An 11,533-nucleotide genomic window follows, 5' to 3' on the forward strand; every position below is an offset into this window, starting at 1 on the left:
GGAATACCTTTTGGTATTCCCTTTTTATTTTCCCCTTCAGATCGAAACCGCCAATTATCTTATAGATGAATAGACACTCGCCTGCCATGCTTATTGCATTATTCATGGAGGTCGTAATGCGCAAATTTTTATTTTCGATTTTTTCCAGCCCGGAATCTCTTTTGCAGGTGATGAGTCAGAGCGATATTGAAGAGGCGATAGAAGAAGGGGATCGCATTATTATCAATGAGGACGGCGTGGCCTCGGTCAATACTTGCAGCAAAGAGGTTAAAGAGGATTTTGCTCGCCACGTGCAAACGCTAAGGAGAGTATAAAATGGGAACGGCTGTTTTTATGGTCTTGATGGTCTGCGGTTATTGGTACACCAGCCGCGACCTGTCCACTCGCTTTAAAATTAAACGCACCTTCGGCTGGGACGTCTATTTTTTAGTGGCACTCTACGGCTGCATTTTTGTATTGCAGGGGTTGGTGGCTACGGCCCTGATCTGGCTGGTACTTTTGTTGACGTCGACTATTATGAACGCCACATCCTACTCGCTGGCCGATCATTATCATCACCTGCAAATGGACTTCATGAACTGGAGTTTTTTGGGGATCCAGGCGCCGGTGATTATTATGCTGACCTTCGCGGTGATTTTCTGTTTTTATCGCTCCAACTGGGCGGGCAGCGCAAGATTAGACAGTGCAGGCAGGAAAGATCTGTATAAAAGGCTCACCCACTCTAACGGCGTTGAAGGCATATTATTTCAGTGTATGGAGGAGGGCCATCTCGCCTGGATAACCTTGAAATCGCGGCGGATATATATCGGCATGGTACACACTACCTCTTTTGAAAATAGTGCGACTGCTAACGTGGTATTAATTCCTATGCTAAGCGGCTATCGCGAAGGCAAAACGCTAAATCTTTGCATCGAGCATAATTACAGCGCCTGGTATGACGAGCACGATATTACGCTAGATTCATCACCCCGTTCGGCGATGGATTTTCGCAAGGTGATTATGGCTTCGCAGATTGAAAGCCTTTCGCTGTTTGATGCCGCCAGCGCGACGGCGTTATCGATGCGACAGGGCGAGCGTGAGAGCGAGGAAAAAACGGCTTGATGCGGCCTTCACGACAACATCAATGCGCCAGCGTCTCCCCCGTTGGCGCATCGTCTGAGCAGGTCATTAAAACCTTAGGTTCTGAAACTTATGTTTCATTGCCGGTCCTCTCTCCTAGTGGCAAGCAACTGCCCGATAAGCCCGGTTACCCCCGACGCTTGCAGCCAGCGTTTAAGAGTCCAGCGACACTAAGGCGTCTGGCTGGCGCGCCTGCAAATATCTTAAGGCCAGTACGCTTGCGGCGAGCAAAAGCAATGCGGAAATCACCAGCGCATGCTCCATTCCCTGCAAAAACGGCCGCGTCTCACGCTGGCGGACCAGAAATCCGAACAGCGCTACGCCGATGACGCCACCGACCTGCCGCGCCGCGTTGAGCAGGCCGGAGGCAATGCCTGCCTGCGAACCCGGCACGGCGGCCAGCGTGGCGTGGGTAATGGTCGGGATGGTTAATGCGATGCCACCCCCTGCGATAAGCATCGGGATAGCCATCTGGGCATAGGATCCGTCGGCCAGTCCGGGCAGCACCAGCAAATACCCTACCGACGAGGCGAGCATCCCCGTGGCGGCAAGGGTTCGTGCCCCCATCCGGGTTGCAAGACGACCCGCCGCGATATTGGCAAATACCATAATCCCCATCATCGGCAGGAAGGCCAGGCCGGTTTTAAGCGGCGCAAAGTCACGGATAAACTGAAAATAGAGGCTGAAGGTGAAGATCATGCCGTAAAACGTCAGGTTGGCTATCAGTCCGATGAGGGTAGCGCCGCTGAGGGTCGGATGGCGAAACAGGCTCAACGGCAGCATCGCCGAGGGGTTATTGGCTTCCAGCCACAGGAACAGCGCAGCGAAGACTCCGCAGCACGCGCACGCGGCGATAATCACTGGATTGCCCCAGCCCAGGCTGCTGGCCTCGGTCAGTGCGATGGTCAGGCTGGCTAAGGTCAGCGCACCGGTGATTTGCCCCGGCAGATCGAGACTCTTACTGACCTGCGCGACGGAGGCGGGGGCGAAGCGTCCCACAATCCACAGCCCAATGAGGCCGAGGGGAAGATTGATCAGAAAGATGCTGCGCCAACCCACTGCCGCAATAAGAAATCCGCCTATCACCGGCCCCGCAGCCAGCGCAACGCCTCCGCCTGCTGCCCACCAACCGACGGCGCGGCTGCGGGACTCGTCGTCCAGAAAAACCTGTCGTATGAGTGACAGTGAAGCAGGCACCAGCAGTGCAGCGCCCAGTCCCTGCACGATGCGGGCGAATATCAGCAAGGGCAGGCCTGGAGCCAGCCCACAGCCCACCGAACCGGCAGTGAAAATGGTAAAGCCCAGCATAAATACGCGTTTCGCACCCAGCCTGTCACCCAACGCACCGGCGGTCAGAAGCAGCGCGGCAAACACTAGCGCGTAGGCGTTTATCACCCACTGGAGGTCGGTCACTCTGGCATTAAACTGGGTGTGCAGCGCCTCCAGTGCCACGTTGACCACGCTGACGTCAAGCAGAACAACGACAAAACCCAGGCAGGCCGCAAGCTGTATTAAGCGCAACCGAGCCGGTGTATGACTTTCCATAATGCATTCCTCATCATCAAGATTTAGCTATCGTAGTCTGACTCAGCCTGTGCGAATATTCGGTAAAAGCACACAGTTAACTGGGAAAAATGCACCGATGTTTGACTGGGAAGATTTACGTTATTTTCATGCCGTAGCACAGAGCGGCAGCTTGTCTGGCGCAGCGCGGTCGCTAAAAGTTGACCATGCTACGGTGAGCCGCCGGCTGAATCTGCTGGAGGAAAAACTCAAGGTACGTCTGGTGGACAGGCTGCCGCGCGCCTGCCAGCTCACGCCATTGGGCCAACAGATTGCCGAGTTGGCGTCGCAGATGGAGGTCAGCGCTTTTGCGGTCGAGAGAGCGGCGCGGGCGGCACAGTTCCCGCGCGTAGGAAAGGTGACGGTCAGTGCGCCGCCGGTTTTGGGAAATAATTTTCTCGCCAAACGGTTGTTCGAGTTTCGACAGCAGCACCCCGATATTCAGATGTCGATTGCCAGTCAGGCACAGCGTGTTTCACTGAGCCGTCGTGAGGCGGATATCGCCGTGCGGCTATTTCGGCCTGAGGAGCCGACCAGCGTCGCGCGCAAGATTGGCGATATGCCTTTTGCGCTGTACGCCAGCAAAGACTATCAGCATTCCAACAATCCCGAGCAGTGGGAGTTTATTGCCTACGGCGAAGATTTAGCCGATATGCCGCATCAGAAGTGGGTAATGAGTGTGGCAAACGGTCGGCGGATTGTGACCGAGGTCAGCGATATCACCAGCCAGTACGTTGTAGCAAAAACGGGGATTGGCGTCGCCGGGCTGCCGAGATTTCTCGGCGATACGGACCCGACGCTACAGCTTCTTCCTTACGATGGACCGTCGTTTAGCCGTGAAATCTGGTTGGTGATCCACGCGGACCTGAGGCATTCACCGCAGATTCGTGCGGTAATGGATTTTATTATTGACGCCGTCAAAGTCCCGTTTGGCTGACCTTGCCCCCTGACCCCTCAGGGGGGCGCAATGACGGTTAGACCGCTTTGAGACAGAGGAAAATGACCGTTATTTATCGATTATTCTTCTAACAATCTTGAGTAAGTTTTCTGCAATGGCATGATTGTCCTCCGAACTCTGTGCGGCCATTTGTGCGCCCTGAACAACAAAGATCAACTCCGAGACGCTGGTCTGCGGATCCTCTATTCCCGCCTGCTCACACAGCTGCGTTAAACGCTGCCTCAGATTGACCTGATGCCGTTCAATCACCTGGCGCGCCGGATGATCTTTATCGGGTATTTCAGCAACCGAATTAGCGAATGCACAGCCGCGGCAGTCTTTGGCAAGGAGCCTGTCGGTAATAAAATTCGCCCATCCCATCAGTTGCGCTTTAGGGGAGTCTTCAAATCGTGCCTGCAAGTTTTCGAGCACGTTGTCATATTTTTCGGAGGCCAGACGCAGCCATTCGGCCACCAAGGCATCTTTCGATTCAAAATGGCGATAAATACACATCTTTGTGGTGTTGGCTCTGGCGGCAATCGCCTCAACGCCCACGCCGCGTATTCCCTCCTGATAAAACAGCTCTTCTGCGGCGGCCAGAATGCGCTCTCGCGGAGGGATTTTTTGCTCTGTTGTATTTTTCATCATCACCTCTTGACGAATGATACCGATCGGTCTCATTATTTTGATACCGTTCGGTATCAATTGGAGTCCATTATGTCGCAGCAGCTTTCAGGCCACAAGCTAGGCACGGCCGTCGTTAGTAAAATCTTTGAAACCTCGCTCGAATTCAAATCAGATTTTTTATTCCCGCAATGGACCGACGCTGCTGAATTAATCACGCTAAGCGTTCATGGTTGGCTGGTAAAAAACAATGGCAAGATTTACCTGATTGACACTGGAATTGGCAACGGCAGGAAGCGTCCTTCCCCACTTTTTAGCGATCTCGATAATCCGTTCCTGCAACGTCTGGCCGAACAGGGCGTTACGCCTGAGCAGGTCGATTATGTGCTGATAACCCATATTCATACCGACCATGTGGGCTGGAATACCTCATTTAAGGACGGGAAGTGGGTGCCGACTTTCCCCAATGCGCGCTATGTATTTCCACAACAGAGCTATCAGTTTTTCCTGACTGAACAGGGCAAGACGGTGTCGGGTTATGCTGCGTTTCTCGACAGCGTAGTGCCGATTGTAGAGGCGGGCCTGGCCGATTTCATTCCGGCTTCAGGCGGCGTGATTGATGAAGCCTTCGAATATTTTCCTACCCCCGGTCATTGCACCGGCCATACGTCCATTCGTTTAACCTCAGGCGGAGAACAGGGCCTATTTGCCGGAGACGTCATGCATAATCTGCGTCAAATTCAGCAACCGCAGCTGGCGTGCGTATTTTGTGAAGACAAGCCGCTGGCAGAAAAAACGCGTCTACAGGTTCTGGAGCAGGTTGCCCGCGATCGCACGACCTATTTTAGCTCCCACTTTAGCGGCAGCTCGGTGGGGACTATTGAGAAACGGCATGAGCGTTTTATCTGGCAACCTGTCGAGGGGTAATTTTCTGGAGTGAAAATTATCAGGTTGCAAAGAGACTCGGGTGCTGAACGCGCGCTTGCTCTATTAGCGGCCTGCGGCGGTTTATTGAGTGACCGCCGGTTGTGACTTCCTGGAGAATGAAGTCAGGGCTTATGGCAAGCCGCTCTGCTAGTGTCTGAGAGAATCTGTGTGCTCGACAGCGCTTTTTTTGGCCGGGGCAACCACTAGCCAGACGGCAGCGGCAACAATCACGCCGCCCAGTGCGAAGCCCTGATTCACCTTTTCGTCGAGCACCAGGTAACTCCACAAGATGCCAAACGGGGGGATCAAAAAGGTCACCGTCAGGGAGCGCATTGGGCCAATATCGGCGATTAATCGGAAATAGAGAATATAGGCCAACGCGGTACAGAGTAGACCGAGCGCAAGCACGCAGATCCATACCTCGCCGCTAAGCCAATTCACCGCCGGGCCGAACGTGGTGGTATAACCGAAGAACGGCAGCAAGAAACAGGTCGCCCCCATCTGGCTTCCAAAGGCGACAATTTTGGGATCTAATCCGCCTTTATTGGAAATCCAGCGCCTTGCAAGATATCCGGCAAAGCCGTAGCAGGCTGTCGCTATCAGGCAGGCCAGTACGCCCCAGAGGACATTGTCGAAACCATTAATCTCGTCGGTTGTCGTTATCAGCGTAATACCGAACAGTCCCAGCAAGACTCCCGCCCATTTTTTGAAACTGAGTTTTTCCCCGAATAAAGAAAAACCTATCAGTGCCCCCATCAACGGCGTGGTGGCATTGAGAATGGCGGAATAACCCGCCGGTAGCCATCTCGCTGCCAGGCTGTACATCAGAAAAGGGAGTCCGGAATTAATCACGCCGAGCAGCATCGACGTTGTAGTCTTGCCGTTAAATTTAATCGGCGTCCGCATAACGAGCAAAATAATGCCTAGCCCAACAAAGCCAAAGAACACCCTGAGAAATGCGGTGTTTATTGCGCCAAAGGCAGGGGACGCTATTCGCATAAACAGAAAACTGGCGCCCCATATCGCTGCTAATAATAACAATCTCAGACAGTCCGCTGCTCTCATGCTGTTCTCTCGCTCGGCTAAACGTTTCGTTGAAATATTGATGAAGCATCTTGTGCTGTGGACCGACTTTAGAATCAAAGGATGTTGATAACAAATCATTTATTCGCATACAGTTGAGTTTAACTAAACCGGATGATGGGCCTACCATGAAACTTCCTCCTTTACATGCCCTTATGTGTTTTGAGGCCGTCGCGCGGCATATGAGCATGAAGAAAGCCGCCGAGGAGCTTAGCGTGACGCCGGGGGCGATAAGTCAGCAAATTGCCAAGCTGGAAGATCTGATGCGCGTGCGGCTGTTTGTTCGTGGGCCACGCGCTATAGAACTCACGTCTCAGGGACGCATTTATCTGCGCGCCATCAAACCGGCCTTTAGCCAGATTGCCGAGGCGACGCAGCGTTTGCGTGATGAGGGCAATAACAATCGCCTGACGATTAGCTGCACCAGCAGTTTTGCTACCCAATGGTTTTTGCCGCGTTTGCCTGAGTTTGAGAGTCTGCATCCGGGGGTTGAGGTCCGTATCAGCACCACCAATCGGCTTGTCGATTTGCTGTCGGAAGGCGTGGATTTTGCCATCAGGCATGGGACGGGCAAGTTTCCGGCTCTCGAGTCGGAGCTGCTGCTCAATGACAATCTGCAAGTGGTATGCAGCCCCGGTCTTATTCCGGCAAACGTCACTTTTAGCGGCCCGCGCGATATCTTGCGCTACACGTTGCTTCACGATGAACACCGTCTTGACTGGCGGCTTTGGTTTCGTGCGCTGGGCGTCGATGATAGCGACGCGAATTGCGGTCCTGTTTTTATTAATTCAAACGGCGTGATTGACGCCGCGCTGGCAGGAAAGGGCATTGCGCTTATTCGCGGTTCATTAATTGAGCAGGAAATGGCGGAGGGGCGGTTAGTGAGTCCTATTTCTGCTGCGGTGACGGTATCGACCGGATATCATCTGGTCTATGACGAGTCGGCGCTGTTAACCCGTTTAGGTAAAAAGTTTAGAGACTGGATTGTTTCCAGAGCCAAATCGGAACTGGGGCGGTATCTTTAAGAGGAATCAAAAATGCAAGGCAAACTCAGCATCTGGGGAAGGAAGACATCGTCCAACGTGCAGGCACTCATGTGGTGTGTTGCTGAACTTAATCTGGCGTATGAACGTTATGATATTGGACACAAATTTGGTGGTAACGATACGCCAGAGTTTCTGGAAATGAATCCCAACGGGACCGTGCCGGTACTGCGCGACAACGGCGGCGAGGCTATTTGGGAGACCGGAGCCATTTTGCGCTATCTGGCAACCCAATATGGCACGGGCGATTTTTGGCCCCAGCAGCCACAGGCGCGTGCCAACGTCGATAAATGGGCCGAATGGGCGAAGATAAATATTGCCGGAACCTTTACCGGCCCGATTTTCTGGCGAGTGGTCAGAACGGCGGCTAAAGACAGAGACGAGAAGGCGATTGCCAGTGCGTTAAATGTTTTCCACAAATACCTGCAAATTGCTGAAAATCAGCTGACTAAACAGCCATTTCTTGCCGGTGAGGCCTTCACGCTGGCGGATATTCAGTTCGGACACGTCCTGTATCGCTACTTTGATATCGCCATCGAGAGAGCCTCGTTCCCGGCCGTCGAGCAGTATTACCAGAACCTGACCCAGCGCCCGGCGTTTGCCGAACACGTTATGGTGTCTTACGACGACCTGAGGGCCGAGTAAACCCTAACGGACGCTGATTCAGCCTTATCAGCGTCCTGCGAATGACACCAGCGCTTCACCATCCAGGCGATATCGCACCCATTCATCCTGGGGTTTTGCACCGATACTGAGATAAAAGTCGATAGCCGGTTGGTTCCAGTCGAGAACGCTCCACTCCAGACGACCGCAGTTGCGTTCAACGGCCAGTTGAGCAATCTGTTGCAGCATACCTTTGCCTGCACCGACGCCGCGAGACTCGGGTGAAACGTACAAATCTTCCATATAGATGCCGTTGCGGCCCAGCCAGGTGGAGTAGCTGGTGAAGAACACGGCATAGCCCACGACCTTGCCCGCAACCTCACACACCAGCGCTTCCGTTTTACTGCCTTCACCGAACAGCGTGGCACGGATCTCTTCGACGTTGGTTTTAACTTCCTGTGGCGCTTTTTCATAAATCGCCAGCTCGACAATCATGTCGAAAATCGCCTGCGCATCGTCGGAAACGGCTGAGCGAATTTTAATACTCATAGTGGAAAGGTCCTGTGTCTGTTCATGTGTAAGGCGATAGCATAAACTCAGTTTAATATTGAATTAAGTGCAATCTTATCAATGGAAATTGAAAATTATGCATTCTGCGCTGCGTCGACTCGATCTTAATCTATTGCTGGCCTTCGATGCCGTTTATCGGCATCAATCGGTCACGCTCGCCGCTGACGAGTTGGCGATGAGTACTTCCGCACTCAGCCATGCGCTGACCCGATTGCGAAGCACGTTAAACGATCCGTTGTTTTTCCGCGAAGGAAATCAGATGCGGGCGAGTCTTTATGCCAATCAGTTGGCAGAGCCCGTCGCCGAGTCGCTGCGATTGCTTAATTTTCACCTGATGCCCAAGCCGGATTTCAATCCGTTGACCAGCAACGTGTGTTTCAAGGTTGCTATCACCGATTACACCGCGTTTTGCGTTTTCCCGGAACTGATGGCCGAACTGCAAAAGCGAGCGCCCGGCGTGAAGTTTGAGCTGCTCTATTCGCCACAGATGTTGGCCATTAATGAGTTACTGGCTGGCCATCTGGATTTTGCGCTGGGCTTTAGCGAACCCGATGAAAATATACATGATGAAATACAGGCGATTGATTGGCTCGAGGATCAGTATGTCGCCATCAGACGTAAGGAGTTTGCCACGTTAACCACAGAGGAGTACCTGAAAGCTCACCACGTCGTGGTGACGCCCTGGAATGAGGCGCGGGGTGTGATTGATTTTCAGCTCGAAAAAATGGGGCTCCACCGTCATGTGACCCTGAAAACCCCCTCGATGCTAAGTGCGCCATTTATTGTCGCGCAGAGTGATTTGCTGATGACCCTTCCACGCTTTGCCGCAGAAAAATTCTGCCGACTGGTCGACGTCAACGCTTTCCCGCTGCCTTTTTATGTGCCGAATTATCAGGTGAAAATATACAGCCACCGTTTTAGCGGTAAAAGCGCAGCGAACCAGTGGCTACAAACGATTTTGCGGGGGCTTTCGCTTCCTTCGCCGGGGCACTAGTTAGTAAAGGAGCCGTCACCTGCCCAGGCGCCCATACGAATTAACTGGAATCTGATGTCTCCCAGAAAACCCATTAAAGGATGATCGCGCACGATTTTTGGTTTTTTCTGCACCACGCCGACGGCGTCCAGTGCTTCCCATGCCGCCAGCCTGACTGAAAACACAAAATCGTTTTGCAGAATGCTCAATAACATCTGCTGGCTCTGTTCGCCGGGAAACTGGCGGAGTTCTGCGATAAGTTTTAATCGGATCCGGAAATCGGTTTTATCCTGAGAACGTTTTACTGCTTCACTAAAATCAATCATTCCGCCAGCTATCTCTTTCCAAAAATTATGCCGTACTATGACGGCAGATCTGATGACAGGTTCAAAAAAATTTCATTCCCTGGTAGGGATTTTGTCGACAGGCTTGCAGGCGGCTTTGCAGGTCACCACAGTGGGCTTCAAGTTTGTGACCGTCAGGATCGAGAAAATAGACGGATTCACCTTCACTACGATTTTCTTTCCATTCAACAACGCCAGCCTGGCGCAATTTTAAGATGAAGTCCGTAAAGTCTTGTATGCCAATGGTAAACGCATAATGCGTATAGTCTCGTTTTGTGTCGACGCTGTCCTTCGACAGGCAAAGCCATAGCTGCCCCAGTGAAAGGTAAGCCCCTTGATCCCACTGCGCATGCGGAATGAATCCGAGAATCTCGACGTAGAATTGCAGGCTACGGCTGATATCGCTGGCGGCGAGTGTAAGATGGTTAAGATTTTTAAGCATTCATTTTTACCAAATTTAAGGACATAAATTTTTTCCCACAGCCATTTTGTTCAAGAATTTAAAATAAACTAGAGGTATACAGATTACTTCCCCTTAGCGGCGAGTTTATTTCAATAAAGTGATTCCTATAAAAGAACAGGCGAGGTTCTATCAACTGCCAGAATTTAATGGCCTTGAGATGCTCAAGGCATCCTACCGCGAGCAGTTTTTTTCACGCCACGTGCATGAGACATTTTGTATTCTACTGATTGAAAAGGGTGCCCAACGTTTCTACCGCAGCGGAGGAGACCACGTTGCGCCGCAGGGGCATATTGTGTTGGTCAACCTTGATGAGGTGCACACCGGACAAGCTGAATCCCTGTCGGGCTGGGGATATCGGGCAATTTATCCGCATCCTGATTTGCTGCAAACGTTATCGCGTGATTTATCGAGTATCAGAGGGGAGATCCCTGGTTCCCTCAGCCTGTTATCTACGATCCCGGTCTCGCCGCTCAGCTTATTTTATATAGCGAAGGTGGGGTGATATCTTTCTTTTTGAAAAAACGTGATTTTAATGAGGAATTCAGCGTGCATCTTTTTATGTTTTATGTCGGCGGGAATGCCGGAAAATCGAATATTGAAGTCCATGACATCCAGTTTGTCCCCGCCGAAAAGCCGGAACATGCCTGGCCTGCACTGCGTGAGGCTTGGTTCGGCGATGCCGATAAAATTCACCTTGATGGCTATGCTCGAATTACCTGGGCAGACGGCTACGCGGTCTCGCTGTCTGAGACTCCGCCGGCCGATAATAAGAAACTGTTTTTTGTGAATGCAGGCGCTTACGACCCCTCGTCGTTAGCCGAATTGCACGCCTTTGACTTGTTCGTTGCCGAGGATTCCCGTGAGGCAAAGGCCCGAGGCCTCGAGTCGTTGTTGAAGGGTAAATTGCACCAGCATAAAGATAATCTTACCGACGTAGATGACTGTATCCTGCTGGACAAAGTCGGCGATCTTTATGTCCATCTGACGCCGAGCAATGCGGGTAAACCTTTCAGCCCAGAGTGGCAGGGTTATCAGCCGATCGGAATCTGACTGGCGTGTCGTCATAAAATAGCAGGCACAGGGATGCGCTGACCGTGCCCATGACGCTGTTGCTGCTTATTGCCAGAGCGACTGGGCAAACCCTGGTTGGCAAAAACCCCGCCGTACTCTATCTCTTCTGCCTGTTGCCTCCGGCGGCAAACATCATTGTTCTAGAGACCCACTATCTCGGCACCGGGCGTTCCGCGACGGTATTGGGGGGAAGACTGCTGTAAAGCGCACTTT

16 protein-coding genes are annotated in these 11,533 nt (G+C 52.3%); 10 read left to right on the forward strand and 6 right to left on the reverse strand.

The features are described 5' to 3' along the window. The first annotated feature begins 116 nt into the window (after window positions 1-116). Complete coding sequence (locus O1V65_RS04840; protein ID WP_017490587.1) at window positions 117-314, forward strand: hypothetical protein; 198 nt, start codon at window positions 117-119, stop codon at window positions 312-314. 1 nt (window position 315) lies between these two features. Continuing rightward, complete coding sequence (locus O1V65_RS04845; protein WP_017490588.1) at window positions 316-1,101, forward strand: hypothetical protein; 786 nt, start codon at window positions 316-318, stop codon at window positions 1,099-1,101. 171 nt (window positions 1,102-1,272) lie between these two features. Here the strand turns inward: O1V65_RS04845 and O1V65_RS04850 are convergent, their stop codons facing one another. Continuing rightward, on the reverse strand, window positions 1,273-2,664 hold the full coding sequence (locus O1V65_RS04850; RefSeq protein ID WP_269130234.1) for an MFS transporter: 1,392 nt from the start codon (window positions 2,662-2,664) through the stop codon (window positions 1,273-1,275). 97 nt (window positions 2,665-2,761) lie between these two features. On the opposite strand from O1V65_RS04850, the gene O1V65_RS04855 reads away from it, so the two are divergent. Continuing rightward, window positions 2,762-3,619: a LysR family transcriptional regulator gene (locus O1V65_RS04855; RefSeq protein WP_017490590.1), complete on the forward strand. Its 858-nt coding sequence runs from the start codon at window positions 2,762-2,764 to the stop codon at window positions 3,617-3,619. Between the two features lie 69 nt (window positions 3,620-3,688). Here the strand turns inward: O1V65_RS04855 and O1V65_RS04860 are convergent, their stop codons facing one another. Beyond that, window positions 3,689-4,300, reverse strand: a complete 612-nt coding sequence (locus O1V65_RS04860) for a TetR/AcrR family transcriptional regulator (RefSeq protein WP_084912242.1) — start codon at window positions 4,298-4,300, stop codon at window positions 3,689-3,691. Between the two features lie 36 nt (window positions 4,301-4,336). Between O1V65_RS04860 and O1V65_RS04865 the strand changes: the two genes are divergently transcribed. Beyond that, window positions 4,337-5,170, forward strand: a complete 834-nt coding sequence (locus tag O1V65_RS04865) for an MBL fold metallo-hydrolase (protein WP_084912243.1) — start codon at window positions 4,337-4,339, stop codon at window positions 5,168-5,170. Window positions 5,171-5,317: 147 nt separating this feature from the next. Here the strand turns inward: O1V65_RS04865 and O1V65_RS04870 are convergent, their stop codons facing one another. Beyond that, a complete protein-coding gene (locus O1V65_RS04870; RefSeq protein WP_269130235.1) occupies window positions 5,318-6,235 on the reverse strand; it encodes a DMT family transporter in 918 nt (305 codons plus the stop codon). Between the two features lie 146 nt (window positions 6,236-6,381). Here O1V65_RS04870 and gcvA point away from each other — a divergent pair, with 146 nt between their 5' ends. Together gcvA and O1V65_RS04880 are read left to right on the forward strand one after the other, a co-directional pair. Further along, window positions 6,382-7,278, forward strand: a complete 897-nt coding sequence (gcvA, locus tag O1V65_RS04875) for a transcriptional regulator GcvA (RefSeq protein WP_084912244.1) — start codon at window positions 6,382-6,384, stop codon at window positions 7,276-7,278. 12 nt (window positions 7,279-7,290) lie between these two features. Continuing rightward, the gene (locus tag O1V65_RS04880; RefSeq protein ID WP_084912245.1) at window positions 7,291-7,941 is read left to right on the forward strand and encodes a glutathione S-transferase family protein; all 651 of its coding nucleotides are present in this window, start codon (window positions 7,291-7,293) and stop codon (window positions 7,939-7,941) included. A gap of 27 nt (window positions 7,942-7,968) precedes the next feature. Here the strand turns inward: O1V65_RS04880 and O1V65_RS04885 are convergent, their stop codons facing one another. Continuing rightward, window positions 7,969-8,448 (reverse strand): GNAT family N-acetyltransferase, encoded by a 480-nt coding sequence (locus O1V65_RS04885; RefSeq protein WP_084912246.1) that lies wholly within the window; start codon window positions 8,446-8,448, stop codon window positions 7,969-7,971. 97 nt (window positions 8,449-8,545) lie between these two features. Here O1V65_RS04885 and O1V65_RS04890 point away from each other — a divergent pair, with 97 nt between their 5' ends. Beyond that, complete coding sequence (locus O1V65_RS04890; protein WP_227955099.1) at window positions 8,546-9,463, forward strand: LysR family transcriptional regulator; 918 nt, start codon at window positions 8,546-8,548, stop codon at window positions 9,461-9,463. Here O1V65_RS04890 and O1V65_RS04895 read toward each other — a convergent pair. Both O1V65_RS04895 and fos read right to left on the reverse strand, forming a co-directional pair. After that, entirely contained in the window at window positions 9,460-9,768 is a 309-nt protein-coding gene (locus O1V65_RS04895) for a hypothetical protein (RefSeq protein WP_017494119.1), read from the reverse strand. The genes O1V65_RS04890 and O1V65_RS04895 overlap by 4 nt on opposite strands. A 61-nt stretch (window positions 9,769-9,829) precedes the next feature. Next, entirely contained in the window at window positions 9,830-10,228 is a 399-nt protein-coding gene (fos, locus tag O1V65_RS04900; RefSeq protein WP_017494120.1) for a fosfomycin resistance glutathione transferase, read from the reverse strand. A gap of 118 nt (window positions 10,229-10,346) precedes the next feature. Here fos and O1V65_RS04905 point away from each other — a divergent pair, with 118 nt between their 5' ends. Genes O1V65_RS04905 through O1V65_RS04915 form a run of 3 tightly spaced genes read left to right on the forward strand, consistent with a single transcriptional unit; the run spans window position 10,347 to window position 11,523 of the window. Continuing rightward, the gene (locus O1V65_RS04905) at window positions 10,347-10,751 is read left to right on the forward strand and encodes an AraC family ligand binding domain-containing protein (protein WP_269130236.1); all 405 of its coding nucleotides are present in this window, start codon (window positions 10,347-10,349) and stop codon (window positions 10,749-10,751) included. A 44-nt stretch (window positions 10,752-10,795) separates the two neighbouring features. Then, window positions 10,796-11,299 (forward strand): DUF1543 domain-containing protein, encoded by a 504-nt coding sequence (locus O1V65_RS04910; RefSeq protein ID WP_026110825.1) that lies wholly within the window; start codon window positions 10,796-10,798, stop codon window positions 11,297-11,299. A gap of 44 nt (window positions 11,300-11,343) precedes the next feature. After that, complete coding sequence (locus O1V65_RS04915; protein ID WP_157388806.1) at window positions 11,344-11,523, forward strand: hypothetical protein; 180 nt, start codon at window positions 11,344-11,346, stop codon at window positions 11,521-11,523. Window positions 11,524-11,533 lie beyond the last annotated feature (10 nt).

It is taken from the genome of Rouxiella badensis (assembly GCF_026967515.2).
Taxonomy (GTDB): domain Bacteria; phylum Pseudomonadota; class Gammaproteobacteria; order Enterobacterales; family Enterobacteriaceae; genus Rouxiella; species Rouxiella badensis.

Coding starts and splice junctions, on each gene's coding strand:
- O1V65_RS04840 (WP_017490587.1), top strand. CDS start 117: ATGCGCAAATTTTTATTTTCGATTTTTTCCAGCCCGGAATCTCTTTTG.
- O1V65_RS04845 (WP_017490588.1), top strand. CDS start 316: ATGGGAACGGCTGTTTTTATGGTCTTGATGGTCTGCGGTTATTGGTAC.
- O1V65_RS04850 (WP_269130234.1), bottom strand. CDS start 2,664: ATGGAAAGTCATACACCGGCTCGGTTGCGCTTAATACAGCTTGCGGCC.
- O1V65_RS04855 (WP_017490590.1), top strand. CDS start 2,762: ATGTTTGACTGGGAAGATTTACGTTATTTTCATGCCGTAGCACAGAGC.
- O1V65_RS04860 (WP_084912242.1), bottom strand. CDS start 4,300: ATGAGACCGATCGGTATCATTCGTCAAGAGGTGATGATGAAAAATACA.
- O1V65_RS04865 (WP_084912243.1), top strand. CDS start 4,337: ATGTCGCAGCAGCTTTCAGGCCACAAGCTAGGCACGGCCGTCGTTAGT.
- O1V65_RS04870 (WP_269130235.1), bottom strand. CDS start 6,235: ATGAGAGCAGCGGACTGTCTGAGATTGTTATTATTAGCAGCGATATGG.
- gcvA (WP_084912244.1), top strand. CDS start 6,382: ATGAAACTTCCTCCTTTACATGCCCTTATGTGTTTTGAGGCCGTCGCG.
- O1V65_RS04880 (WP_084912245.1), top strand. CDS start 7,291: ATGCAAGGCAAACTCAGCATCTGGGGAAGGAAGACATCGTCCAACGTG.
- O1V65_RS04885 (WP_084912246.1), bottom strand. CDS start 8,448: ATGAGTATTAAAATTCGCTCAGCCGTTTCCGACGATGCGCAGGCGATT.
- O1V65_RS04890 (WP_227955099.1), top strand. CDS start 8,546: ATGCATTCTGCGCTGCGTCGACTCGATCTTAATCTATTGCTGGCCTTC.
- O1V65_RS04895 (WP_017494119.1), bottom strand. CDS start 9,768: ATGATTGATTTTAGTGAAGCAGTAAAACGTTCTCAGGATAAAACCGAT.
- fos (WP_017494120.1), bottom strand. CDS start 10,228: ATGCTTAAAAATCTTAACCATCTTACACTCGCCGCCAGCGATATCAGC.